Raw genomic sequence first — 23,918 nt, 5'->3', positions numbered from 1 at the left:
CACCGTGGGGACCGGGGGCCGGTCCGCTTACACTTCGGCCATGGACGAGGGCTCGCTGGACGCGCTGGGATCGGGCAAGTACCTGCTGATCACCAGCTATCGCAAGAACGGTACGGGAGTCGCGACGCCCGTGTGGGTGGTGCGGGACGGCGCGGCGCTGGGTGCCTGGACCGTGGCGGACAGCTGGAAGGTGAAGCGCATCCGCAACCGCGCCGATGTCCTCGTCGGTCCGTGCGACGTGCGCGGCAGGCCGACGGGGGAGCCGGTCCCCGCCACGGCCGAGATCGTCGACGCGGCGGAAACGGCCCGCTACCGCAAGCTCATCGCCCGCAAGTACGGGGTGACGGGCCGTCTCACCCTGTTCGGCAGCCGCCTGCGCCGCGGCGAGGCCGGCACGGTCGGCATCCGCATCACCCTTTCCTAGCGGCACGGCGTCACCGCCGGCGGCGGTGACGCCGTCGGCGGGTTTCGCCGCGAGCCCCCTCGACGTTCGTCGAGGGGGCTTCTTCCGTGCCGTGCCCCGGGAGGGCGCCCCGAGCACCCTCCCGCCGGTCCGCGCGTTCGCGCCAGGAGCGGGAGTTGGCCGGATGTGTGCTGCGGCAGCCGTTGACTAGAAAGCGCTTACCCTCTACGTTCCCGTTCAGCAGCATGACCCGTGTGCGACATCTCGTATGCGAGACATCAGATCTCCGAGCCGCATCACCTGGGCAAGTCGCCTCATCTAGTTCCTGTTCGGTCTCTGGGTGCCGTGCCGCGCGCCCTGCATCGTTCAGATACGAGTACGACGTCTGCGTACATGCCCACGGTCAACTCTGAAGGGACACATCCGCATGTCTGCTCGCCCCCCACGCAAGCGCTTCCGTCCCGCCCTGCTGACGGCCGGGGCCGCCGCCTTGGCGGTCACCACGGCACTCGTGCTGCCGCAGTCGGCCGGAGCCGCCGAGACCGCGCCGGTCGGCTTCGGCGCGGGGACCACCGGAGGCGGCGGCGCGACCGCCGTCACCGTCACGACGCTCGCCGCTTTCAAGACCGCCGTCACCGGTGACACGGCCAAGGTGGTGAAGGTCAGCGGCCTGATCCCGCTCGGCGGCCAGGTCGACATCGGCTCCAACACCACGGTCCTGGGCGTCGGTTCGGCGTCCGGATTCACCGGCGGCGGACTGCGCCTGAAGAAGGTCACCAACGTCGTCGTCCGCAACCTGAACATCAGAAAGCCGGTCGCGCCCGCCGACGGCATCACCGTGCAGGCCTCGACGAAGGTGTGGATCGACCACAACTCCTTCTCCTCCGACCGCGACCACGGCAAGGACTACTACGACGGCCTGCTCGACATCACCCACGCCTCCGACCACGTCACCGTCTCCTGGAACACCTTCAAGGACCACTACAAGGGCTCGCTCGTCGGCCACAGCGACAACAACGCCGGTGAGGACACCGGGCACCTGCGGGTGACGTACCACCACAACTGGTTCGACAACGTCAACTCCCGTATCCCCAGCCTGCGTTTCGGCACCGGGCACTTCTACGACAACTACGTCGTCGGCGCCGACATCGCGGTGCACTCCCGCATGGGCGCCCAGATGTTCGTCGAGAACAACGTCTTCCGGAGCACGGCGGTCGCCGTCACCACGAACCGCGACAGCGACGTGGACGGCTACGCCAACCTCACCGGCAACGATCTCGGCGGAGCCGCGACGGAGATCTCGCAGGTCGGCACGTTCACGAAGCCGTCCTACGGCTACACCGCCGAGCCGGCCTCGACCGTCGTCGCCTCGGTGACGTCCGGCGCGGGCACCGGAAGGCTCTGACGGCCACCTCGCCGGAGGACCGGCGAGGCCATCCCACCCCACCCCCACGGGAAGAAGGCACAGGGACATGACGTCATCAACACGCCCGCGCGCCAGGCGGCGCGCTCTCACCGGCACCCTCGCCGCACTCGGCCTCTCGGCCGCCATGATGATGGCCGACGGCGCCCTGACACCGGCGAGCGCCGCCACCTGGCCCACCGCGACCGGCAGTCAGGCCGTCTCCTCCACCATCTCGGTCTCCGGCACCAGGGACTACGGGATGAAGCGTCTCTACGGCACCGGTGACCTGGGCAGCGGCAGCCAGGACGAGGACCAGGGACCGATCCTGGAGCTGGCCGCGGGAGCGGTCCTGAAGAACGTCATCATCGGCGCACCGGCCGCCGACGGCATTCACTGCCTGGGCAGCTGCACGCTGCAGAACGTCTGGTGGGAGGACGTCGGCGAGGACGCGGCGACGTTCCTCGGCTCCTCGTCGTCCAACGTCTACACCGTCAGCGGCGGTGGCGCGAAGGAGGCCAGTGACAAGGTGTTCCAGTTCAACGGGGCCGGAACGCTGAACGTCTCGAACTTCGCGGTGCAGACCTTCGGCACGTTCGTCCGCTCCTGCGGCAACTGCAGGACGCAGTACAAGCGGACGATCAATCTCAACACCGTCGAGGCGACCTACAAGGGCAGCAAGCTCGTCGGCATCAACACCAACTACGGCGACAGCGCGACCCTGAAGTCCATCAGGATCGTCGGGGACAGCGGCAAGAAGATCGTCCCCTGCCAGAAGTACACCGGCAACAACACCGGCGCCGAGCCGACCACGAACGGCAGCGGCCCCGACGGCACCTACTGCAAGTACGCGACGTCCGACATCACCTACGGCTGACGGTCGTCGCCCGGCGGCCGAACGGTCCGGTCCCGCGTGCCGGTCCGTTCGGCCGCGCACGGCCGTCCGGTCCCGGCCCGCCGCCGCGTGGTCCGCGCGGACAGCGGTCGTGTGCGGGACGCCCGCCTCAGTTCCAGCCTCCGTAAGGGCCGTCGGTCAGCTGGAACACCGGCTGCCGGCGCACCGGGTCCTGGGCGGTGGAGAGCTGCACCCGGTCACCGCTGTGGATGGTGGCGGGCGAACCCATGACCCGGCCCCGGACCGTGAAGCCCTCCGCCATCTCGACGAGGGAGACGTTGCGGGCCGCCGGGGTGTTGCGGTGGATCACCGTGGAGTGGCGCACGACGCCCGTGCCCGCGCTCGCCTCCGTGCGCAGGTCGCTTCCCCCGCACACGTGACACAGGAGGCGGTTGTACATGGCGGTGGCGCACCAGTTGCACCGCTGGAAGAGCAGGACGTCCCCGGCACGTTCCGCCGAAGCGGTGTCGAGGCGCTCCACGGAACCTGAGCCGAGCACGTCCGTCACGGCGTCGAGGCCCGGGTGAAGGGCGATTCCTGGGTGGTACACGATGTCATCTCCCTGCGCTCGGCCGGAATCTGATGTGCGCGGGTCCCGTGCACGACCACAGGTTATGGCACTGAGTGTCACCCGTAAAGGCACTCCGTACCCTCAAAATAAAGACGGGCCTCGCGGCCGGCCCGCGCTCAGTCCCGCGCGAAGGCCGACTCGATCTCCTGGACCACGCGCCACATGGGTGCTCCGCGCCGCGAGACGACCACCACCACGTCCTCCGCCCCGGTGCGCGCCGGTTCGGCGGGCGCCGGGGCGGAAGGCGCGGAGCCGAACGTGTTCTGCACGTACCCGAGGGCCTGGTCGACCGCCGCCTCGGCGTCCTTCGTCCCGTCCGAACGCAGCCACGAGCGCAGGGCGTTGTTGTGCGCGGCGACCACGGCGGCGGCGACGACGTCGGCGCGCAGCGTGTCCGCGCGGGCCCCGGTGGAGCGTCGGCGCAGATACTCGGCGAGGGCGCGCTCGTACCTCCAGACGACCGACAGTTCGTACGCGCGCAGGCCGGGCACCTTCTTGGTGAGGCGGTAGCGCTGGACGGAGAACGTCGGGTTCTCCGCGTACATGCGCAGGACGAGCCGGGCGGCGTCGCAGACGCGCTGCACCGGGTCCTGGACGTCGGCCTCCTCGTCCAGGAACGCCGTCATGTCGGCCAGGCAGCGCTCGTGGTCGGGGAAGACCACGTCCTCCTTGGACGGGAAGTAGCGGAAGAACGAACGCCGGCCGACCCCGGCGAGCGCCACGATGTCGTCGACGGTGGTCTCCTCGTAGCCGCGCTCCAGGAACAGCTGGAAGGCGGCTCCCACCAGGGCGTCCCGCATCGGCGGTCTGACGGTGGTCGCGTCGGCGGGTTCGCGGCGCCCCGGTGCCTCGTTCATGGTCGGAAACTAGCATCGAAGCCGAGACGGTGGCACTCGGTGCACTCCTGGCAGGGAACTGAGTTCCCTGTTCGATTCGCGGGTGATCCCGGCGGCCCGGATCGCCCGGCTCCCTTCGGAGCGCTGGGTTCCTCATGTGGCCGAAATGTGTTGGCTCGTGAACTCCGTTTGTGTACAGCGAAGTTGACAGCCCATGGGTGGTGATCGACTATGTGGTCGAGCTGTGGCCCGCATGACCGGGGGTCCGGTGTTCTCGGCCACTCATCCCCGGGGCGGGCACGTCCGCCGTCCCTCGCCCGGACGGCCGTCCTCGTCGCCGGTGCCGCCACAGCTGTCGCCGCAGGCGTCGGCGTGCGACGGGCGGCCGCTCCCGGCCCGCCGGGTCGTCGTCCCCCGGACGACCCGGCGGGAAGAGCCTCGGCACTCGTTCCCGCACGAGTGCCGAGGCTCGATGTGTTCCCGCCGGCGTCCGCCGGTCCGTTCAGTGGTCGTTGCAGGTCGCGGAGAAGATGTCGTCGCCCGCCATGTGCCCGTTCCGATGGGCCTGCAGGGCGACGCTCACCAGGGTCAGCAGAAGGTCGATGTCCGAGTCGACTTCGAGATGGATGGTCACCCAGCGGGAACCGGGCACCATACGGACGGCCGTCGAGGTTTTGAGGTGGTCCTCGAAGCGCCGGATGGCCCGGTCGGTGAGGTGCAGATCGACGTCGCGATCGGAATGGAAGTGGACGATCTCGCACTGCGCCGCACACAGTGCGCGCCCCGTGCCGCAGCTCGGCAGGGACTCCGCGAGGTCCGGCCAGCCGGCCAGTCGCGTCATGGCTCTGGAGGCCAAGGTCATATGCCCATCATGACGAGCACACCTCCCGGCCACCAGGACTTGGCACGGATGTCACCCCTCGACCGCCTGGGAATGTCCGGTTTCGGCCTGGTAATTGAAGACGCTTCAACTTTCCGCACCGCACCGGGACAGCGGAGTGCGGCCCCGGACCCGAGGGTCCGGGGCCGCACTCGACACCGGGGCCGCACTCGACACCGGGGCCGCACTCGACACCGGGGCCGCACTCGACACCGGGAACCGGCCGGAGCCGGTCCGGGTCACGCCATCCAAAAGAAGACGGCGGTCATCCGTTTGTCCTCCATGGTGGTCCCGCGGTAGCCGGTGGCGCTGTGCATCAGGTTGGCGTTGTAGAGGAGCAGCCGGTTGTGGCGGTGCGGGACGCGGACGTCCTCGACGAAGGAGTCCGGCGGGACGAAGCGCGTACCGAGGGCCTCGACCAGGTTGTCGTGCGGCGCGACGACGACGTTGCCGCCCAGCCGCCCGCCGGGCAGGGCCTGCCGGAAGAAGCTCGTTCCGCAGTCCTCGGTGACGTTCGGATTCAGGTAGAGCACCGCGGCGTAACGGCACAGGGCGCGGGAGTCCGTGTGCGGGCGGGGCTCGCCCTCGTCCTCGCCGACGACCTGGACGCAGTTGTGGTTGAGCGTGGCGCCCGAAGGAGCCGACTGCTGCCACAGCCTCCGGGCGCCGGTGGCCTTCCTCACCAGCCGCTCCACGCAGGCCAGTTCGTCCGGTTCCAGCCCCGGCATCGTCCGCAGTCCGGGCCAGCTCTCCGAGGTGTACGGATGGCCCCTGGCCCAGTCGTCCCTGCCGACGCACCGGGCTCGTACGGCATCCGCGTCGGGCAGTACGTCGTCGAAGACCCAGTAGTCCCGGTCGCGGGTGGGTTTCCGGTAGGGGAGGACCGGCAACGCCGGTGACCTCGGGGAATGTGGGGGCATGTGGTCGACCATAGGGACGCGTCCGTCAGCGATCTCCAGGGAATCGGTCAACCTTCCGCCAACTCGGTTCATGGATCCCCCAAGGCCGTCCCGGGACAACCGAGTTCACCTGTCCGGAGCGAGGGCGCGGCGGCGCGGTGAACGCCCCGGCCCGTGTCCGCGTATCACTGCACAGGGACGGCGGGAGACCGCGTGCACGGAAGGAGAGCAGTGTGCCGACACGGCCCGAACGCGGGAGGCCCACCGGGCGCTCCGTGATCGAACCCACGCGCGTCGAGCGTCGCGGCGGCTCCGATTCCCTGGCGGAACTGCTCCGGCAGGTGCGCGAGAAGGAGGGGATGACCGACGCGGACGACGGCTACGAGCCGGTCTCCGCGCCGACGCCCCCCGTACGGTTCCTGCCCGTCCCGGAGGAGGACGAGACCGAGGAACTGCCCCCGGTCTTCGAGGGGGAGGACTACACGGCCGACAACCCGTCGCCTTTCGTGTCCGCCGCGTCCGACGGGCCGCCCGCCGAGGGCGGACGCCCGTCCGGGAGGAGGCCCGAAGGCGGCCACGGTCCTGAGCGCGGCGTGGGCCTGCGCCGCGCCGCGATCGCGCTCGCCGTCGTGGCGGCGGGTCTGACCGGCTTCGCCCTCGCCCTCCTGGTGCCGGGCGCGAGCCGGGACGACGCGTCCTCGGCGGGAGCCGGAGGACACCGCTCGACGGCACCGTCAGGTCCCGCCGACCCGGATGGTGCGGGCACCCTCCGGGAGGGCGACAGCGGCCCCGAGGTGACGGCCCTTCAGCAACGCCTGCTCCACGTCCCCAACGTGTACGAGAACGGCAGCACCAGCGGTACCTACGACGCCACGCTCGCCGCGGCCGTCGCCCGTTTCCAGCTCTGGTACGGCATCCGGGGCGACGAGTCGGGCGTCTACGGCAACGACACCCGGGCCGACCTGGAATCCAGGACGGCGGCCCCCTGAGACGGCCGGGGCGGCGGCGCGGTGACGGTCGCTCCCTCCGCCCCGGCCCCCCTTCGCGCCCGCCGCCGGCCCGCGCGTCCACGGCGATCCCGACGCGGGCCGGCGCCGCCTCGCCCCCTCCACGGCCCTCGCAGCGGACCCCGTGCCGGGAGCCCTACTCTCCGTCGGCCGCCGCCCCGCCGGCCTCGCCGACGGCCGTCCCGCCGGCCGATGCCGCGACGACCGCCGGTCCGACGACCAGGTCGGCGCGGTCCCGGGTCGCGGCGACCAGCTCCGCGTTGCGCTGATCCGTCCCGAGCACCCACGCCACCGCCGTGTCGTGGTCCTTCCCGAACTCCTCGTGGCGCGCGACCAGTCGCCGGACGCGGTCGGCCTCGTCGAGCTCGCAGAACCACACCTCGTCGAGCTGGGCGCGGGCCCGCGCCCACGCGTCCTCGGGCAACAGCAGGTAGTTCCCCTCGGTGACGACCAGACGCGCGGCCCGGGGAACCGGGAGGGCTCCCGCCAGGGGCTGTTCGAGGACCCGCTCGAAACCGGGCGCGTAGACGAGCTCCTCCTCGTCCTCGCGCAGCCTGCGCAGCAGCGCCGCGTACCCCGCCGCGTCGAACGTGTCCGGCGCCCCCTTCCGGTCCCGGCGCCCCAGCCGGTCCAGTTCGGCGTCCGCGAGGTGGAATCCGTCCATCGGCACATGGGCGACACGGAAGGGTCCGTCCCCGTCGAGCCGCTCGACCAGTCGCTCGGCGAGCGTCGTCTTGCCCGCCCCGGGAGAGCCCGCGATCCCGAGGAGGGCGCGCCGGCCGGGCCGTACGAGCGCGGCGGCCCGCTCCACCAGATCGTCGAAGGACGGACCGGTCCCGGTCATGCGGGCCCGGACGGGGGCGAGGGGGCGGCGATCTCCATGCCCCCAGTATCGGCGACGCGGAGCACGGGGGAGTCCCGCGACGGCCGGGCCGGGCAGCGGTCCGGCGGCGGCCGGGGACGGTCCCTCGGCCAGGCCGGTGATGTGGCGCTCGCCACCCGGTGGAGACGGCCGACGGGGGCAGACTCCCCGTATGACCGATCTCGGCCTGCCGAAGCAGATCCTGGCCTGCCTCTTCGACCTCGACGGGGTCATCACGAAGACCGCCGTCGTCCACGCGGCCGCCTGGAAGAGGACGTTCGACGACTTCCTGCGGGAACGCGAGGGCGACGGATTCCGCCCCTTCGACGACGCCGACTACTCCGCGTACGTCGACGGCATGCCCCGCGCCGACGGCGTACGGTCCTTCCTCGCCTCGCGCGGCATCCACCTCCCCGAGGGGACCCCCGGCGACCCGCCGGAGCGGACCACCGTCCAGGGCCTGGGCAACCGCAAGAACCGGCTGCTGCTCGACATGATCCGCACCGACGGCGTCGAGGCCTACGACGGCACCCTGCGCTACATCGAGGCGGTCCGGGCGCACGGCCTGCGGACCGCGGTCGTCTCCTCCAGCGCCAACTGCCGGGACGTCCTGCGCTCGGTCGGGGCGGAGGACCTCTTCGACGTACGCGTCGACGGTGTCGTCGCCGCCGAACGGCACCTGCCGGGCAAGCCGCGCCCCGACACCTTCCTGGCCGCGGCCGAGGACCTCGGGGTCGAGCCGTCCGAGGCGGCCGTCTTCGAGGACGCGCTCGCCGGCATGGACGCGGGCCGCTCGGGCCACTTCGGGTACGTCGTCGGCGTGGACCGCGTGGGCCAGGGCGCCGCCCTGCGCGCCCACGGCGCCGACGTCGTCGTACGGGACCTGGACGAACTGGGGGAGCGCGCGTGATCACGCACACGTCGTACGGGGTCGAGCCCTGGGTCCTGCGCGAGAGCGAGCTGCACCTCGGACTGCTGCCGCAGAGCGAGTCCGTGTTCGCCCTCGCCAACGGCCACATAGGCTGGCGCGGCAACCTCGACGAGGGCGAACCCCACGGCCTGCCCGGCTCCTACCTGGGCGGCGTGTACGAGACGCACCCGCTGCCCTACGCGGAGGCGGGCTACGGCTATCCGGAGTCCGGGCAGACCGTCATCAACGTCACCAACGGCAAGATCGTCCGGCTGCTCGTCGACGACGAACCCTTCGACCTGCGCTACGGACGGCTGCGCTCCCACGAGCGCGTCCTCGACCTGCGCACCGGCCTGCTCACCCGCACCTGCGAGTGGACCTCACCGGCCGGATCCACGGTCCGGGTGCGCTCCACCCGGCTCGTCTCCTTCACCCAGCGGGCGATCGCGGCCGTCGCCTACGAGGTGGAGCCCGTCGACAGCCGGATCAGGGTGGTCGTCCAGTCGGAGCTGGTCGCCAACGAGCAACTGCCCGGCCGGGACGGCGATCCACGGGCGGCGGTCGCCCTTCAGGCGCCGCTGGAGCCCGAGGAGCACTTCGCCGAGGGAGGCCGGCTGCGGCTCGTGCACCGCACCCGGCGCAGCGGCCTGCGGGTCGCGGCGGCCGCGGACCACACGGTCACGGGCCCGGAGCGGACCAGTGTGAGCAGCGAGAGCAGCGACGACCTCGCCCGCCTCACGGTCACCTCCGTACTGGAGCCGGGCAGCGCGCTGCGCCTGGAGAAGCTCGTGTCCTACGGCTGGTCCGGCAACCGCTCGCTGCCCGCCCTGCGTGACCAGGCCGACGCGGCCCTCGCCGCCGCCCGGCACAGCGGCTGGCGGGAACTCGCCGACGAACAGCGCGCCTACCTCGACGACTTCTGGGCCCGCGCCGACGTCGAGGTGGACGGCGACGAGGAGATCCAGCAGGCCGTCCGCTTCGCCCTCTTCCACGTCCTCCAGGCGGGCGCCCGCGCCGAACAGCGCGCCATCCCCGCCAAGGGACTGACCGGCTCCGGATACGACGGCCACGCCTTCTGGGACACCGAGACCTTCGTCCTGCCGCTGCTCACCTACACCTCGCCCGGCGCCGTCGCCGAGGCGTTGCGCTGGCGCCAGAGCACCCTCCCGGCCGCCCGCGAGCGGGCCGTCCAGCTCGGCCTGCGCGGGGCCGCGTTCCCGTGGCGGACCATAGCGGGATCGGAGGGTTCGGCGTACTGGCCGGCCGGCACCGCCGCCTTCCACGTGAACGCCGACATCGCCGACGCCGTCGTCCGCTACACCGCCGCCACCGGTGACACGCGCTTCGAACGCGACACGGGCGTCGAGCTGCTGACCGAGACGGCACGGCTGTGGCGCTCCCTGGGCCACCACGACCCCCAGGGGAGGTTCCACATCGACGGGGTGACGGGACCCGACGAGTACAGCGCCGTCGCCGACGACAACACGTACACCAACCTGATGGCCCGCGCGAACCTGCTGGCCGCCGCCGACGCCGTCGAGCGCCACCCCCGGCGGGCCGCGGAACTCGGCGTCGACGAGGAGGAGAGCGCGGCCTGGCGCGACGCCGCCGACGCCATGCACATCCCCTACAACCACGAACTGGGCGTCCACGAGCAGCACGCCGGCTTCACCCGCTACCAGCGCTGGGACTTCACCTCCACCCGCCCCGACCAGTACCCGCTGATGCTGCACTTCCCCTACTTCGACATCTACCGCAAGCAGGTCGTCAAACAGGCCGACCTCGTGCTCGCCCTCTACAAGTGCAGCCCGTTCTTCGACGAGGAGCACAAGGCCCGCGACTTCGCCTACTACGAACCCCTCACCGTCCGCGACTCCTCCCTGTCGGCCTGCTGCCAGGCCGTGATCGCCGCCGAGACCGGTCATCCCGGACTCGCCTACGACTACCTGGTCGAGGCAGCGCTGATGGATCTGGAGGACCTGGAGCACAACACGCGCGACGGCCTGCACATCGCCTCGCTCGCCGGGACCTGGACGGCCCTGGTCGCGGGCTTCGGCGGGCTGCGCCACCACGGGGACACCCTGGAGTTCGCGCCCCGGCTGCCGGAGCGGCTCAGCCGTCTCGCGTTCTCCCTGGAGGTCCTCGGCCGCCGGCTGCGCGTGGAGATCGGGCAGGACGCCGCCACCTACACGCTCGCGTCCGGGGAGCCGCTGGAGATCCGCCACCACCGCGAACCCCTCACCGTCGACGCGGACAAGCCGCACAGCCTGCCCATCCCGGCGCAGAGACCGCGCCCGGCCCCGGACCAGCCGCCGCACCGGCGGCCGAACTCCCGGGGCTGAGACGCGGCGCGGCCCCCGGCGCGTCAGTCGAGGGTGACCGAGGGCGCGATGTCCTCGTGCCGCTCCAGGGGTGCAGTGCCGGGCGCGGCCTCCCGTGCCGCGGCCCCGGTCGCGGGCTTGCCGCAGAACGCGGGCTCCAGGGTGCGGTACATGGTGTTGAGCACGGTGTCGTTGTTGGAGGTGTTGGCCAGGGCGGTGAGGCTGCGCCTGCCGTCCTTCGTGGTGAAGGCGTACGTGTAGTAGCCCTGCACGGTGCCGGTGTGCCCGTACACGGAGATCCCGCACGACAGGTCGCGGCGGCGCAGCCCGAGGCCGTAGGACGTGGTGCTGTTGACCCGGGTCCACTTCGTCATCTGGGTGAGCCGGTCGGCGGACATGAGCTTGCCGCGCATCAGCGCGGAGAAGAAGACGTCCAGGTCGTGCGGGGTGGAGATGATGGCGCCCGCGCTCTGCGCCCAGGAGGCCGTCTGCTTGGTGGAGTTCACCAGGGACGCGCCGGGCGTGTCGGACGTGAGGTAGCCCTGGGCGTGCCGGCCGGGGATCGTGGTCGAGGGGTGGACGTAGAAGGTGTCGGCCAGGTTCAGCGGGGTGAAGACGCGTTTCTGGTACTCGGTGGCGACGGTGTGCCCGGTCAGCTTCTCGATCAGCATGCCCGCGACGACGAAGTTGGTGTTCGAGTACGAATAGGCGGCGCCCGGCGCGTTGGTGCGCGGCTTCCGCAGCGACAGCTTCACGAGGTCGCGGTAGCCGAACACCTTGTTGCGGACGGCCTCGAAGCCGGAGACGGACCGGGCGAACATGTCGTTGGTGTAGTCGTACAGACCGCTGCGATGGCTCAGTACGTGCCGCACGGTGATCCTGTCGTCGGGCAGCAGGCCCGGCAGATAGGTGTTCACCGGCTTGTCGAGCTTCAGCCTGCCCTCGTCGACCAGTTGGAGCAGCACCACGGTGGAGAAGGTCTTGGTGACGCTGCCGACGCGGAACCGGTCGTTCGTGCTGATGGTCCGTCCGGTGGCCCGGTCGTCGACGCCCTCGACCAGCCGGTGCACGGTGCCGTTGTCGTCGATTCTCGCCATCGCGCCGGGAGCCCCCTGGGCGCGTGCCGTCCGCAGGATCGCCCGCAGGCCCGCGTCGTCGGGCGCCGCGGCGGCGGCCACCGCGGCCCGTCCGGTGCCGGCGCGTGCCGCGTCCGCCGGTGTCACGGCCTGGGCCGGGGCCGTCAGCAGGGACACCACGACCGCGCCCAGCGCCGTCCCCGTAACCGCCGTTGCTGAGACCATCTGATCCTCCCGAGTGCCATCTGCCGGTGCGACCTCCCGGCCCGGACCGCGCCGCGGACGCGGGCGACGGCACCATCTGTACGCGCTGGAGGGGCGCGTGGGCCGCATTGCCGGGGGGTGGAGCGGAAACGGCGGGGCGAAATCGGTGAATTGGCGGAAAGGCGACGTACCGGTGCGGTCCGGTCCGTAGGCGGTCGAGGGCTGACGCCGGATCAGCCGCCGAAGAGCTGGGTCCAGTACGTGCCCGCCCTGCCGCCGCCGGCCAGGCCGATGCCTATGTGGGTGAAGTCCGGCCCGAGGATGTTGGCGCGGTGTCCGGGGCTGTCCATCCAGCCCTGGACCACCTCGGCGGGGGAGCGCTGTCCGCAGGCGATGTTCTCGCCGATGGCGCGGTGCGCGCAGCCCGCGGCGGCGGCACGGTCCCACGGCCGGCCGCCCTCGGGGGAGGTGTGCGCGTAGAAGTCGCGGGCCACCATGTCGGCGCTGTGGGCCTGGGCCGCGACGGTGAGCCTCACGTCCGCGGTGAGGGGGGGCGAGCCCGGCCGAGGCCCGCTCGGTGTTGGTGAGCGCGATGACCTCGCGCGCCGTCCGCTCCAGGCCCGCCGGGCTGAACGGCGTCGCCCACAGTGCCGTCCAGTACAGGTCGCCCGTGCGGGCGTCGGGGACGCGGGCCAGTCCCGCCTGGCCGAAGGCGGGATCGCACAGCGTGCGCCGTGACCGCTCGTCGGAGAGGCAGTACTCGACGAACTCGCGCGGGGTGCGCGGGCCGGAGACCAGGTGCTCGCCGATGGTCAGGTAGGAGTAACCGGCCGAGAGGACGCGCTGATGGACGGAGACGCCGTCCGGGCTCTCGGAGGCGAGGACGCCGTGGGCCGCCATGGCGCCGGCGTGGGCGCGCGCCGCGGCGGTCAGCCGGGGGTCGAGGCGGACGGGAGGGGAACCGGCGGCGGCGCGCGCGGAGTTCACCGGCCCCAGGAATCCGTCGGGGTCGGGGCCGCCTCCCGGTGTCCCCGGTGACGCGTCCCGCGCGGCCGTGACCGGCCCGGCGCCCGGCGCGGCGTTCGCCGCCGGGCCGCCCGGCGGCGGGCCGGCCTCGGTGACCTCGACCCCGAAATCCCGCGCGACCCCCGCCAGCCCGTCCGCGTAGCCCTGCCCGAGGGCGCGGAGTTTCCAGGCCGTACCGCGCCGGTACAGCTCGGCGAGGAGCAGCACGGTCTCCCGCTGCGGCCGGGGCGGGGTGAACCGGGCGAGGGCGCGGCCGTCCGCCGCGGTGACCTGGACCGTGGGGGAGGGCAGCCGGCCCGGGGGAGTCGTGAGGTCGGCGGGGCTGACGACGAGGGTGACGCGGGACGCTCCGGGCCTCAGCCGCGGCGGATCGACGGTGAGACGGCCGCCGTCGAGCCGGACGCCGGGCGCGGCCGGCTGGTTGTAGAACACGAAGTCCCCGTCGCCGCGCACCTTGCCGTCCTCGCCGGTGACGAGCGCGGACACGTCGAAGGGGCCCGGGACCCTGAAGGTCAGGGGCCCGTCCGGCAGGGGCGTGTTGCCCCCGGGAACCAGCTCGCTCATGCCACTGCCCGTCGATGTCGTGAACCGTGCCCCCGCCCGGGGGCGGAGCACGGGCCGTCGACCGCTCAACGGACCGCCCGCGTCCTGCGGTTCCCGGGATCTACGGCTTCCGCGCCCTGTCCGTGACCGGGCGGGCGCCGCGCGGGGCGGGAGCGGTGCGCGGCCGGAGCGGCACGGAGGGCACGGCCGCGCGCAGCGAGCGCAGGGCGAGCAGCAGGACGCCGATGTCGTCCAGGTAGACGGGGTCGGGCAGCAGGTCGACCGGCAGCACGAGATAGGCGACGGCGCCCCAGAACACCCAGCGGGGCCCGGTCGGCAGCCCGGCCCGCCGCAGGTCACGGCGGGTGCGGACGAGCCGGCGCAGCAGCACCAGCGCCACCGTCAGCGCGACGGCGGCGAGTACCGCGACGACGACGAGGACCTGGGTCCACGAGATCGAGTCCATGCTTTCCGTCCAGAGAGGTCGTCGGGTGCGCTTCCTTCCCGTCTGCCCGCTCGCGCCCGCCCTATCTCCCCGGGCAGGGCCGCCCGGGGGGACAGGGCGGGCGTTCCCTCACCGGTGGGTGTCGCGGAGGCAGAGGACGAAGTCGTCGAAGACGTGCCGGCCGGGGCGTGAGCCGACGGACTCGACGGCCCGGCGGACGTCCAGGAGCTGGGCCGTGGTCATCTGGAGCGGCGGCTCGTCGGGCTGGTAGGTGGTCCGCACGGGGTAGTCCCGCCCCGGTTCCCGGGTCATCTCGATGTGGCAGCCGAGGACATGGGTGACCGGGCGGCTCCCGCAGAAGTCGATCAGCCGGTCGACGGTGCGGGCGAAGGCGGGCCCGTCCTCGACGTACAGGCGTCCGGGATAGACCGTGTCACCGGTGAACAGGATCCCGGTCCAGGGGTCGTAGAACGTCACCGCGGCCTCGTGGTGCCCCGGTGTGGCCAGGCATTCCAGCACCCGGCCGCCGAGATCCACCCGGGCTACGGCGTCGGGATCGGCGTGGAACCCGAAGAAGTCCCAGGCGCTGTCGAGGGCGGCGTCCACGACCTCGGTGCCGGGACGGCCGGTGAACTGGCCGTCCCCGGCGATGTGGTCGCCGTGCGGATGGGTGTGCAGCACCAGCAGCCCGTAGTCGTCACGGGGGTGTCCGGCCAGCCAGGACTCCATCACCTCGTCGACGACCCGGCGCAGCGGGAAATGGTCGGCCGAGGCCGTGGCGCCCGTGTCGATCAGGACGGCCCGCGCGGTCCCGAACAGCAGGAACATGAAGGGCGCCTCGTAGTCGATCGCCATGTTCTGGCGAAGGATCACCGTGTTCTCGTCGTAGGCGTGGACCTGGATGTCGGGGTCCGTGTTGTGCTTGGCCGAGGGCGAGCCGTGGATCCACCGCACGTCGAGCGGCGCGGCCGCCGCGCGGCCGTCGCCCCCACGGGCGCCGTCGGTCTGCTGTCCGGCACTGTCCACGCTGTCTCCCGAGGTCTGGGTCCCGCCGGCCCGGTGGCGGGGCCCGCGACCTCAGTGTCGCGGATGCGCGTGGCCCGCGAGCGCCTGGGACACCGTACGGATGCTCCGGGCGATGTGCTGGAGCTGCATCACCTCGGCGGCGTACATCTTGATCGAGTGCTCGATGACGCCCTCCGGCAGGCCGAGGCCGGGCAGCTCGGAGCGGGCGGTCTGCAGTGCCGTGCGCGCGACCCTGATCTCCTGCTGCACCTGGAGGTGCGCGTGGCGGGCGAGCAGGACGGGGTGCTTGTGCAGGACGGGGTAGCTCGCGTAGCGGCTCGGCACCAGCTCGCGCAGCCACTTCACCGCCGATCGTTCCCAGTCGAAGCTGCCTGGGGTCTTGACCTGGCACGGCCAGTCCGAGGTGATCGGTGAATACGTCAGGGCCATGTTCATCGCTTCCGGGTTACGTCGGCGGGGGACTCTGGGGCGGCCCCGGCATAGGGGTACCGGGGCCGCCACCACGGGTCTCGCAGGCGAGACCCGCTCGAACACACGGGACCCGATGCGGGTAGGAGCGGACGACCCCGGGTGTTCATGGGTCGTGACCTGGAAGCCTCCGGGGCACGATCCGAAAGAAGTATTTATATATGCCGCCAGAAGCGCAAGGACATGAAAACATTCATGCGCGCTTTGTTGTGAATGATCCCGTGATGCCGGGGTGACCGTGCGTGCGGATGTGACGTCCGCGTGATAAAAGGCCCCGCTCGTGACAGGGGCCCGTCCGCGGGGCGGCGGGGCTTCCTCCGCCTGCTCCCGGTGCCGGGGCGGGGCCGGGGTCAGTCCCTCAGGAAGAACTGGTGCTGCTCGGCGACCTGCTCGTACTCCTCCAGGCGCGCCTGCGTGCGCTCCGGATCGGCGTCGGTCATGGCCTGGAGCAGCGCCGCCGACAGCACCACGGGCGCCGCGTAGGAGTCGAAGACGAGGCGGGAGCCCGTGCCGGTGGCGAAGGTGACGTCGGCCTCGTCGGCCAGCGGGCCGAGCCCGAGGTCGGTGACCAGGGCCACCCGGAGACCCGCGCTGCGCGCCACCCGCATGGCCGTGAGCGTCTCCTGCGCGTGCCGGGGCATCCCGAAGGCCAGGACCCAGCTGCCGCCCGCCTCCCGGGACTGGAGCAGCGCGTCGTAGGCGACCGAGCCGCCGCGCGTCACCACCCTCACGTCCGGGTGGATACGGCGGGCGGCGTACGCGAAGTACTCGGCCAGCGAGCCGGAGATCCGCAGCCCGAGGACCGTCAGCGGCGTCGACTCCGACAGGGCCCGGCCGACACGGATGATCTGGTCGGGATCGGTGAAGTCCCGCCGCAGGTTCTCCAGGTTCTCGATCTCGGCGTCCACCGCGGCCTGGAGCTCGTTGCTGGTGACCTCGGCCGGGGTCCCCGGTGCGCTGCCCAGGGTGCTGAGCGCGATGGCCTGGAGGCTCTCGCGCAGCGCGGGGTAACCGCTGAAGCCCACCGCGGCCGCGAAACGGGTCACGGAGGGCTGGCTCACGCCCACCCGTTCGGCGAGGTCGGTGATCGACAGGAAAGCGGCTTCGGTGATGTGTTCGATCAGGTACTGGGCGATGCGCCGCTGGCCCGGGGAGAGCCGGGGGCCGTCGAACAGCTCCCTGAGCTGGGACGTGGGCGCGACGCCCGCCTCGGGCGCCGTCTTTCCCGAGGTGATCGCGGATGCCTGTGCGCGTGCCTGCTGCGGCGATGGCACCGGTGCGCCTCCTTCACGTCCCACGAGAACTCAACATAGCTCACGGACCTTTCTGACCTGGGCCGGTACGGACGCGAGCAATGCCTGCGTTCCTCGTTTGGCGCCTGATCGCGGGGTACCCGCACAATCGATACGACCTGCGACGTCACGATGTGCCCGTCCGTGGGCGCGCGTGCCTGTCTCACCGACGCGAGGGAGAGGGTTTTCATGAGCGTGCAACAACTGCCCGCGTCAACGGTTCACGTGATGCTGGGTGACTGTTCCGCGGCCGACGCCAAGAGCGTGCTCGGTGTCCTGTGCGGCCGCTTCACCGCGGACCGGGAGGGCGCGGACGAGCCCCACGAGTCCGGGAGCGGGAGGCCGACGGTGTGGACCGTGCTGTTCGACACCGCCGGTGACTCCGGTGGTACTCCCGGGCCTGTCGTGGAACTTTCGGGGCAGCCGACCGTGGAGGCGCAGGGCGGCCCCCTGGCGACACAGCGTCTGCGGGAGGCCCTCGACGCCGTCTTCACCGTGCACGAACTGGGCACGGAAGCCGGTGACCAGGAGGTTCAGATGAAGCTGAGGCTGGATTCGCGTACCGGGCACGAGACGCGGCCCGAGTGAACGCCGGGACGGTGGCCCACGAGGGAGAGATCGGCGCCCGCCGCGCGGCGACCGGCTCGGCCCGTGAGGGCGCGGCCCGTGCGGGGCTGACCGCGCGGGGGGTGATCTACGTCCTGGTCGGCCTGCTGGCCCTGCGCATCGCCTTCGGCGACAGCGGAGGGCGGCAGGCCGACCGGGGCGGTGCCCTGCAGGAGATCGCCACGAAGCCGTTCGGGGCTGTCCTGCTGTGGGCGCTCGGCGTCGGGCTCGTGGGCATGGCGCTGTGGCGGCTGTCCGAGGCCGCCTTCGGCTCGGCCGGGGAGGACGGCGGCAAGGCGGGCAAGCGCCTGGCGGCGGCCGGGCGGTGCGTGTTCTACGCGTTCGTCGCCTACTCCGTGCTGGCCTTCGCGGCCGGCGCGCGCGGCAGCGGTTCGGGCGACCGGCAGTCCCGGGACGTCACGGCCAAGGCGCTGGGGATGCCCGGTGGCCAGTGGATCGTCGGCGCCGCCGGGGCGGGCCTCGTCGTCGCGGGTGTCTGGATCGCCGCCCGGGCCGTGATGCGCAAGTATCACAAGCACCTCAAGCTCGGTGAGATGTCGCGGCGGGTCCGCAAGGCGGTCGACGTGACGGGCGTGGGCGGCGGGGCCGCGCGCGGCGCGGTGTTCGCGGGGGCCGGGGTCTTCGCGGTCCGGGCCGCCGTGAAGTACCAGCCCGACCAGGCCAAGGGCATGGACGGCACGCTGCGGTCCTTCGCCGGAACGCCGATGGGCCCGTGGCTGCTGGTCTGCGTCGCCGCCGGTCTCGTCCTGTTCGGGGTGTTCTCCTTCGCGATGGCCAGGTGGCGCAGGGTGTGAGGCCGAACCCTCGCGCGACGACGTGATGACGAACGTCCGGGTGCCCCCGCCGCGTGTGCGCAGGAGGCACCCGGACGTTCGCGCACCGGTCAGGGCCGCGCGGCGAGTGCGAAGCTCTGGGAGGCCGACCCGTCGCAGCCGCGCTGGGTGAGCCGGGCGCCGTTCGCGGCGGAGGCCGCGGCGCTCAGGCACTTGCCGCTGTGCCGGGCGACGAAGTGGTACCGCCCCGTGCTCTCCCGCACCGGCTGCCACTGCTGGTTCTGGCCGCTCGACCAACTCCACAGTTGCAGAGGGGCGTTGTCGGCCGTGGAGCGGTCGGTGACATCGACGACCTGCTGCGGGTCCAGCCGCAGCGCGATCCGTGTGTAGCCGCTGTCCGTCGGACGGAACTGGAACTGCTGTGCCTGTGTGCCGTTGCAGGCGTACTGCTGGATCGCGGTGCCGTTCACCGTGGCGGCCGAACGGGCGTCCACACAGGTGCCGTTGCCGTCGTTCGTCAGCGAGTACCAGGCCGTCTCGGAGATCGGGCCGGTCGGCGGGGTCGTGCCGTCGGACCCGCCCAGCCACTTCAGCCCGTCCAGCAGGAACCGGTTCTGCGTCTCGCTCGCGAACGTCGACGACAAGCGGGTGTTCGTGTCGTAGTTCATCGCGTTGTGGCCGAAGTTCGCGTACAGCATCCGGTACTTCGTGTTGGTCCACAGGATCGGGTAGTAGCCGCTGTACCAGCTCTGGTTCGGGTCGGTGCCCAGTGGGAAGCTGCTGGGGTCGACGGAGGCCAGGATCCTGATGTCCGGGTTCTGCCGCAGATCGTTGGACCAGCTGTACCACTCGCTGACCGCCGAGGTGAACGTGGCCGGCAGGTTCCTGGTGGCCGGGTGGGTGCGGTCCTCGACCTTCAGCACGGCCGAGGTCGGCCCCCAGGTGTTGGAACGGAAGTTCCCGCTGCCGAGGAACTGGTCGTGGTACCAGGGCCAGCTCGCCGCGTCGGTGGTGAAGGCCGAGACGTGGAAGCCCAGCCAGGCGCCGCCGCCCCGCATGTACTGCTCGAAACCGGCCCGTTGGGCGGCCGTCTGCGGCAGGTCGTCGAGGAACAGCACCACTTGGTAGGCGTTGATGCCACCGTTGCTCAGCAGGTTCCAGTCGGTGCTGGCCGTGTAGGTGAAGCCGTTCGCCGCGGCCTGCCGCGGGAACCAGTCGTTGGCCTCCTTGTCGAAGTCGATGTGCGCCGCGTCCCAGGTGCCGCTGTAGAGCGCCAGCACCTTGAACGGGGCGGCCGCCGTGCTCGCCCGGGCGGCGGGCGGCGCGGCGAGGGTGAGCAGGGTCGCCAGCAGCAGGAAGACCCGCAGGGCCGCACGTGCCGTACCGGAGGTGAAGGTGTTCATCGGCTGACTGTCCTCTCCACGCGGGTCACGGGTAGCTGACGAGGTTGGCGACGTTCGTGGCGGAGTCGGACGGCCCGCCCCGGTCGTTGACGACGTGCCGGATGGTCCCGGTGCCCCCGAGGGAGACGGTCACCATGTCCTTGAACCTCACGTTCGCGGTGTTCGGGGCCTCGATGGCGTGCTCGGCGGCGACGGCGGGATTGACGTTGAAGTAGCAGTAGCTGCCGAAGCCGTACACCTGATGGCTCGTCACCGAGTTCGCCACCTTGTAGGCGGCGTAGCCCTGCGTGGAACCGTTCGTCCAGGACGCCTGGTTGGGCGGGTCGTACGGCATCTCGTTCTGGTAGAAGTACGTGCGGCCGCCGTTGCCGTTCCAGACCGTCTGGTACTTCTGGTAGTGCTCGACGAACAGGCCGTACATCGTCACGTCGTCGCCGTTGACGACCAGGCCGGTGTCGGCGGTGTTGCTGGTCCAGCCCACCCCGCCGCCGTGGTCGGCCCGCCACAGCCACAGGTGGTCACCGATGACGTCGTCGCTGTTGACCGTCAGGCTGGTGGTCGCCCTGCCGACGCCCGCGCCGCCGATCCGGAAGAACACGTCGTGCAGCGAGCTGGGGTCGGCACTGTGGTCCGCGGCCGAGCCGCTCGGTCCCATCTCCATGAGCTGCGCGGAGTTGGTGGTCCCGGCGTCGATCAGCAGGCCGGCCAGTCGGACGCCGTCGACGTCGGCGACGGAGACCGCGGTGATCCCGTTGTCGGGGACGAGCGTCGCCAGACCCAGGCCCAGCACGACCGTGTCGGCCCGGTTCACCTTCAGTGTCTGGTCGAGGTGGTAGACCCCCGGGGTGACCAGCAGGTTCTTGCCCTGGGCGAGCGCGTCGTTCAGCTGCGCGGCGGTCGCGCCCGGCTTGACCACGAAGAAGTCGGACAAGGGCAGCGAGGTGCCGGCCGGGGTGCCGGCGCTCCAGGTGGTGCCGCTGGTGTTCGTGCGGACTGCAGGCACGAACACCTTCCAGGCGCCCGCCGCGTCCACGTACAGGAAAGGCTTCTCCCGGGTGACCGGCGCCTGCGCGACGGTGGTGTACGGCGGGCTGGGGAAGCTGTTGGCGGGCGCGTTCATGGCGCCGACGAAGACCATGTTCCAGTTGGAGCCGGTCCAGCTGCCCCACTCGGTGTTGCGCGACAGCCACTGCTGCTGCGAGCCCGAGTCGACCCGCCCGTCGATCTTCGTGTCGGCCATGTAGCCGCCGCTGGACCAACCGCCGTCGTCCAGGGCGAGGTTGCCGCGCAGATGCATCCGCCGGTACGGGGCCGCCTGCGACACCGCCCAGCGGTCCGCGCCGCCCGTCGGGGTCACCGACAGGTTCTCCGCCGACCGCCAGAAGTTCTGGGTGGCGTTGCCCTGGAACCAGTCGGCCTCGGCGTGCACCGAACCGCGGATGTTCACGTCGTCGGGGGAGAGGCCGAGCCCCGCCACCTGGGTGTAGAACCCGACGTCGGCCTTGGCGTCATAGGTGCCGGGCTTGAACAGGAAGGCCTTGCGGGCGGTGCCGAACTGGTTGGTCTCCTGCTGGGAGAAGGCCGCGTCGAGGCTGCTCTGGACGGTCGCGGCCGGGGTCGACGGGTCGAAGACGGTGACGTTCGGGCCCAGGTCTGGCGTCCCGGGCGGCTGCTGGGTGTCCGCGGCGTTCACGTAGAAGGACTGCGCCGCCGTGCCGTTGCAGGTGTACTGCTGGAGCTGGGTGCTGTCGGCGGTGGACGCGCCTGGCACGTCCAGGCACTTGCCGCTGTTCCGGTTCACGAAGTGGTAGGCGCCGCCGGCCTCCGCCACGGCCTGCCACTGCTGGTTGGCGCCGCCGCCGTACGTCCACAGCTGTACCGGCGCGCCGTCCGCGGCCGAGACGTCGGTGACGTCCCACGCCTTGGTGGAGTCGGCCCGGTTGCCGACCTGGGAGTACCCGCCCGACGTGGTGGTGAACCGCCACTGCTGCGCCTGGCTGCCGTTGCAGGAGTACTGCTGGACCGCCGTGCCGTCCGCCGTGCCGGCGGCACGGGCGTCGACGCACTTGCCGCTGCCCGCGTTGACGACGGCGGCCCAGCCGGCCGGCACCGCGGCCGCCTGCGCGGCAGCGTCGCTCGGGGCGGCGGCGTTCTGCGCGGTGGCGCTCTGCGGGGCGGCCGTCAGGCCCGACACCGTGGTCGCCACGAGAGCGGTCACGGTCAGCAGCCCGGCCGTTCGGCGGCGCCCGGAGTCCCTTCGGGATCCGGGCAGGGGGAATCTGGACATGCGGGACACTCCTGAATCGATGGGGGGTTCATGTCCGTGAACATTGGATGCATTCATGGAGTCATGGCGATCGGTGAACCTAAAGGTCTGCACCATGGGCGTCAAGACGTGAAGCAGAGAACGCTTCCAAGTTGCCTGTAAGTGTTAGGAGTTGAAGGATCCTGTGGGGAAGTGACACCGAACTCGGCCTCCTCGCCGCGGTGTTCACCTGCGCGGCGTCGGAGTGGTCGATGCCGTCTCGCGGTTCGCGCCTCGCGGGTCCGTCACATGCCTTGGAGGCAGGGTGATGGACGTCGATCCCGATGTGCGATTCCTTACATGGTGATGACATGACGGTGAATCACACCCGCCCCACTCGTCTCACAGTGCACTCTGGTCCCGGGTCGGTGACTCCATGCCCTGGAGAGGCACGGAGCTCCACCGGTCACCGCGCCGACCGGCACCGCCGGTTCGTGTCCTGCGGCGAGGGAAGCGGCTGCCGCGGAACAGCGCCCCGGAGCATTCCGGGGCGCCGTGCGTGCCGGGCTCCCGCGGAGCGGGGCCGGCCACGGTCGTCCGTGCGGTCCCCGGAGGCCGCCACGGCTCCTCCCGGACCGCTCCGGCGCCGCGCCACCGCTTCCGGAGCCCGGCGGCACGGCCGGACGCCGGGCCGTTGCTCCGCCGGAGGGACCCGGCTACTTCCAACGGCCGAGCGGGGCGGGTCCGCCGTCGCCGACCCGCGGCGGGAGTGATTGCCTCGGTGCGGGGCCGCCGAACCCGGAGCCGCCCCGACCACGGTGGACGGGAGACGGCAGTGACCTCAGGCATGGACACCGCCGCGCAGCTGGCGGCACTGCCGCTGCTGCGGGGCCAGAAGGCACTGGTGACCGGGGCGAACTCCGGCATCGGACTGGCGACGGCGGTCGCGCTGGGCCGGGCGGGCGCCGACGTCGTCGTCAACTACGTCTTCGGCCAGGAGGCCGCCGAGGACGTGGTCCGGCAGATCCAGGGCTTCGGGGTGCGGGCCTTCGCGTGCGAGGCGGACGTGTCCGACGAGCGCCAGGTCGTCGGGATGTTCGCCCGCATGCTGGAGGAGTTCGGCACGATCGACATCCTGGTGGCCAACGCCGGTCTGCAACGGGACGCGCCGGTGACGGAGATGACCGTCGAGCAGTGGCACAAGGTCATCGACGTGAACCTCACCGGTCAGTTCCTGTGCGCCCGGGAGGCGACCAAGGAGTTCCTGCGGCGCGGTGTCGTGCCCGAGGTCTCCCGCTCCGCCGGAAAGATCGTCTGCATGAGCTCCGTGCACCAGATCATTCCGTGGTCCGGTCACCTGAACTACGCCGCGTCCAAGGGCGGTGTCCTCATGCTCATGCAGACGCTGGCACAGGAACTGGGCCCGCACGGGGTCCGGGTCAACGCGGTCGCGCCCGGCGCCATCCGGACCCCGATCAACCGCAGCGCCTGGGAGACCCCCGAGGCGGAGGCCGAACTGCTCAGACTGATCCCCTACCGCAGGGTGGGCGACCCCGACGACATCGCCGCCGCGGTGACCGTACTGGCCTCGGACCTCATGGACTACGTCGTGGGCACGACCTTGTTCGTCGACGGCGGGATGACCCTCTTCCCCGGCTTCGCCACCGGCGGCTGAGACGGTGGGCGCCCGCGCTCCCGCAGCCCCTCCAGGGCGCCACCGCCACCGCCGACGCCCGGGCCGGCACGACCTCCCTGCCTCGTGCCGGCCTGCCTGACCGTCCAGGAGGCGGACCGCGGCGGATCC

The 23,918-nt window shown here is 71.7% G+C and carries 21 protein-coding genes and 1 pseudogene; 9 read left to right on the top strand and 13 right to left on the bottom strand.

Translation table 11 applies throughout. From position 1 onward, the window contains the following. The first annotated feature begins 40 nt into the window (after positions 1 to 40). From ACICHK_RS06000 to ACICHK_RS05990, 3 genes are all read left to right on the top strand, one after another. Positions 41 to 424, top strand: coding sequence for a PPOX class F420-dependent oxidoreductase (locus tag ACICHK_RS06000; protein ID WP_406836054.1), 384 nt, complete (start codon positions 41 to 43; stop codon positions 422 to 424). A 406-nt stretch (positions 425 to 830) separates the two neighbouring features. After that, positions 831 to 1,808 carry a polysaccharide lyase family 1 protein gene (locus ACICHK_RS05995; protein WP_406836053.1) on the top strand — a complete coding sequence of 326 codons (978 nt, stop codon included), beginning with the start codon at positions 831 to 833 and terminating at the stop codon, positions 1,806 to 1,808. 67 nt (positions 1,809 to 1,875) lie between these two features. After that, a complete protein-coding gene (locus ACICHK_RS05990) occupies positions 1,876 to 2,682 on the top strand; it encodes a pectate lyase (RefSeq protein ID WP_406836052.1) in 807 nt (268 codons plus the stop codon). A 127-nt stretch (positions 2,683 to 2,809) separates the two neighbouring features. On the opposite strand, the gene ACICHK_RS05985 is transcribed toward ACICHK_RS05990, so the two are convergent. From ACICHK_RS05985 to ACICHK_RS05970, 4 genes are all read right to left on the bottom strand, one after another. Beyond that, positions 2,810 to 3,199 carry a Zn-ribbon domain-containing OB-fold protein gene (locus ACICHK_RS05985; protein ID WP_151467454.1) on the bottom strand — a complete coding sequence of 130 codons (390 nt, stop codon included), beginning with the start codon at positions 3,197 to 3,199 and terminating at the stop codon, positions 2,810 to 2,812. A gap of 188 nt (positions 3,200 to 3,387) precedes the next feature. Beyond that, the gene (locus tag ACICHK_RS05980) at positions 3,388 to 4,071 is read right to left on the bottom strand and encodes a TetR family transcriptional regulator (RefSeq protein WP_406841169.1); all 684 of its coding nucleotides are present in this window, start codon (positions 4,069 to 4,071) and stop codon (positions 3,388 to 3,390) included. Between the two features lie 538 nt (positions 4,072 to 4,609). Next, the gene (locus ACICHK_RS05975; RefSeq protein ID WP_406836051.1) at positions 4,610 to 4,969 is read right to left on the bottom strand and encodes a luciferase family protein; all 360 of its coding nucleotides are present in this window, start codon (positions 4,967 to 4,969) and stop codon (positions 4,610 to 4,612) included. Positions 4,970 to 5,226: 257 nt separating this feature from the next. Next, entirely contained in the window at positions 5,227 to 5,907 is a 681-nt protein-coding gene (locus tag ACICHK_RS05970) for a DUF6445 family protein (protein ID WP_406836050.1), read from the bottom strand. Positions 5,908 to 6,119: 212 nt separating this feature from the next. Between ACICHK_RS05970 and ACICHK_RS05965 the strand changes: the two genes are divergently transcribed. Next, positions 6,120 to 6,875 (top strand): peptidoglycan-binding protein, encoded by a 756-nt coding sequence (locus ACICHK_RS05965; protein ID WP_406836049.1) that lies wholly within the window; start codon positions 6,120 to 6,122, stop codon positions 6,873 to 6,875. 154 nt (positions 6,876 to 7,029) lie between these two features. Here ACICHK_RS05965 and ACICHK_RS05960 read toward each other — a convergent pair whose 3' ends face one another. After that, a complete protein-coding gene (locus ACICHK_RS05960) occupies positions 7,030 to 7,737 on the bottom strand; it encodes a nucleoside/nucleotide kinase family protein (protein ID WP_406836048.1) in 708 nt (235 codons plus the stop codon). 190 nt (positions 7,738 to 7,927) lie between these two features. Between ACICHK_RS05960 and ACICHK_RS05955 the strand changes: the two genes are divergently transcribed. Both ACICHK_RS05955 and ACICHK_RS05950 read left to right on the top strand, forming a co-directional pair. Next, complete coding sequence (locus ACICHK_RS05955) at positions 7,928 to 8,665, top strand: HAD family phosphatase (protein WP_151467120.1); 738 nt, start codon at positions 7,928 to 7,930, stop codon at positions 8,663 to 8,665. Beyond that, positions 8,662 to 11,007 carry a glycoside hydrolase family 65 protein gene (locus ACICHK_RS05950; protein ID WP_406836047.1) on the top strand — a complete coding sequence of 782 codons (2,346 nt, stop codon included), beginning with the start codon at positions 8,662 to 8,664 and terminating at the stop codon, positions 11,005 to 11,007. The genes ACICHK_RS05955 and ACICHK_RS05950 overlap by 4 nt, the downstream gene beginning before the upstream one ends. A 23-nt stretch (positions 11,008 to 11,030) precedes the next feature. Here the strand turns inward: ACICHK_RS05950 and ACICHK_RS05945 are convergent, their stop codons facing one another. The 6 genes and pseudogenes from ACICHK_RS05945 to ACICHK_RS05920 all read right to left on the bottom strand — a co-directional run bounded on the left by ACICHK_RS05945 (position 11,031) and on the right by ACICHK_RS05920 (position 17,048). Continuing rightward, positions 11,031 to 12,287, bottom strand: coding sequence for a serine hydrolase domain-containing protein (locus ACICHK_RS05945; protein WP_406836046.1), 1,257 nt, complete (start codon positions 12,285 to 12,287; stop codon positions 11,031 to 11,033). A gap of 212 nt (positions 12,288 to 12,499) precedes the next feature. Continuing rightward, positions 12,500 to 13,856: pseudogene (locus ACICHK_RS05940) on the bottom strand (CAP domain-containing protein). A 100-nt stretch (positions 13,857 to 13,956) separates the two neighbouring features. Beyond that, positions 13,957 to 14,301 carry a DUF1232 domain-containing protein gene (locus ACICHK_RS05935; RefSeq protein ID WP_406836045.1) on the bottom strand — a complete coding sequence of 115 codons (345 nt, stop codon included), beginning with the start codon at positions 14,299 to 14,301 and terminating at the stop codon, positions 13,957 to 13,959. A 108-nt stretch (positions 14,302 to 14,409) separates the two neighbouring features. Beyond that, entirely contained in the window at positions 14,410 to 15,306 is an 897-nt protein-coding gene (locus ACICHK_RS05930; protein ID WP_406836044.1) for an MBL fold metallo-hydrolase, read from the bottom strand. A 51-nt stretch (positions 15,307 to 15,357) separates the two neighbouring features. Further along, positions 15,358 to 15,741: a hypothetical protein gene (locus ACICHK_RS05925; RefSeq protein WP_103547437.1), complete on the bottom strand. Its 384-nt coding sequence runs from the start codon at positions 15,739 to 15,741 to the stop codon at positions 15,358 to 15,360. 383 nt (positions 15,742 to 16,124) lie between these two features. After that, on the bottom strand, positions 16,125 to 17,048 hold the full coding sequence (locus tag ACICHK_RS05920) for a MurR/RpiR family transcriptional regulator (protein ID WP_406836043.1): 924 nt from the start codon (positions 17,046 to 17,048) through the stop codon (positions 16,125 to 16,127). A gap of 207 nt (positions 17,049 to 17,255) precedes the next feature. On the opposite strand from ACICHK_RS05920, the gene ACICHK_RS05915 reads away from it, so the two are divergent. After that, the gene (locus ACICHK_RS05915; protein WP_151467127.1) at positions 17,256 to 17,654 is read left to right on the top strand and encodes a hypothetical protein; all 399 of its coding nucleotides are present in this window, start codon (positions 17,256 to 17,258) and stop codon (positions 17,652 to 17,654) included. Positions 17,655 to 17,665: 11 nt separating this feature from the next. After that, on the top strand, positions 17,666 to 18,487 hold the full coding sequence (locus tag ACICHK_RS05910; protein ID WP_406836042.1) for a DUF1206 domain-containing protein: 822 nt from the start codon (positions 17,666 to 17,668) through the stop codon (positions 18,485 to 18,487). Between the two features lie 89 nt (positions 18,488 to 18,576). Here the strand turns inward: ACICHK_RS05910 and ACICHK_RS05905 are convergent, their stop codons facing one another. After that, entirely contained in the window at positions 18,577 to 19,869 is a 1,293-nt protein-coding gene (locus ACICHK_RS05905; RefSeq protein WP_406836041.1) for an RICIN domain-containing protein, read from the bottom strand. 25 nt (positions 19,870 to 19,894) lie between these two features. Further along, positions 19,895 to 22,156, bottom strand: a complete 2,262-nt coding sequence (locus ACICHK_RS05900; RefSeq protein WP_406836040.1) for an RICIN domain-containing protein — start codon at positions 22,154 to 22,156, stop codon at positions 19,895 to 19,897. 805 nt (positions 22,157 to 22,961) lie between these two features. Between ACICHK_RS05900 and ACICHK_RS05895 the strand changes: the two genes are divergently transcribed. Next, the gene (locus ACICHK_RS05895; protein WP_151467460.1) at positions 22,962 to 23,789 is read left to right on the top strand and encodes an SDR family oxidoreductase; all 828 of its coding nucleotides are present in this window, start codon (positions 22,962 to 22,964) and stop codon (positions 23,787 to 23,789) included. Positions 23,790 to 23,918 lie beyond the last annotated feature (129 nt).

Origin of the sequence: Streptomyces sp. AHU1 (genome assembly GCF_045343905.1) — a bacterium.
Lineage (GTDB): Bacteria > Actinomycetota > Actinomycetes > Streptomycetales > Streptomycetaceae > Streptomyces > Streptomyces triticiradicis.
The sequence above is the reverse complement of the archived record's forward strand: the minus strand, read 5'-3'. Positions and strand labels throughout refer to the sequence as shown.

Coding starts and splice junctions, on each gene's coding strand:
- ACICHK_RS06000 (WP_406836054.1), top strand. CDS start 41: ATGGACGAGGGCTCGCTGGACGCGCTGGGATCGGGCAAGTACCTGCTG.
- ACICHK_RS05995 (WP_406836053.1), top strand. CDS start 831: ATGTCTGCTCGCCCCCCACGCAAGCGCTTCCGTCCCGCCCTGCTGACG.
- ACICHK_RS05990 (WP_406836052.1), top strand. CDS start 1,876: ATGACGTCATCAACACGCCCGCGCGCCAGGCGGCGCGCTCTCACCGGC.
- ACICHK_RS05980 (WP_406841169.1), bottom strand. CDS start 4,071: ATGCGGGACGCCCTGGTGGGAGCCGCCTTCCAGCTGTTCCTGGAGCGC.
- ACICHK_RS05975 (WP_406836051.1), bottom strand. CDS start 4,969: ATGACCTTGGCCTCCAGAGCCATGACGCGACTGGCCGGCTGGCCGGAC.
- ACICHK_RS05970 (WP_406836050.1), bottom strand. CDS start 5,907: ATGCCCCCACATTCCCCGAGGTCACCGGCGTTGCCGGTCCTCCCCTAC.
- ACICHK_RS05960 (WP_406836048.1), bottom strand. CDS start 7,737: ATGACCGGGACCGGTCCGTCCTTCGACGATCTGGTGGAGCGGGCCGCC.
- ACICHK_RS05955 (WP_151467120.1), top strand. CDS start 7,928: ATGACCGATCTCGGCCTGCCGAAGCAGATCCTGGCCTGCCTCTTCGAC.
- ACICHK_RS05945 (WP_406836046.1), bottom strand. CDS start 12,287: ATGGTCTCAGCAACGGCGGTTACGGGGACGGCGCTGGGCGCGGTCGTG.
- ACICHK_RS05935 (WP_406836045.1), bottom strand. CDS start 14,301: ATGGACTCGATCTCGTGGACCCAGGTCCTCGTCGTCGTCGCGGTACTC.
- ACICHK_RS05925 (WP_103547437.1), bottom strand. CDS start 15,741: ATGAACATGGCCCTGACGTATTCACCGATCACCTCGGACTGGCCGTGC.
- ACICHK_RS05915 (WP_151467127.1), top strand. CDS start 17,256: ATGAGCGTGCAACAACTGCCCGCGTCAACGGTTCACGTGATGCTGGGT.
- ACICHK_RS05905 (WP_406836041.1), bottom strand. CDS start 19,869: ATGAACACCTTCACCTCCGGTACGGCACGTGCGGCCCTGCGGGTCTTC.
- ACICHK_RS05900 (WP_406836040.1), bottom strand. CDS start 22,156: ATGTCCAGATTCCCCCTGCCCGGATCCCGAAGGGACTCCGGGCGCCGC.
- ACICHK_RS05895 (WP_151467460.1), top strand. CDS start 22,962: ATGGACACCGCCGCGCAGCTGGCGGCACTGCCGCTGCTGCGGGGCCAG.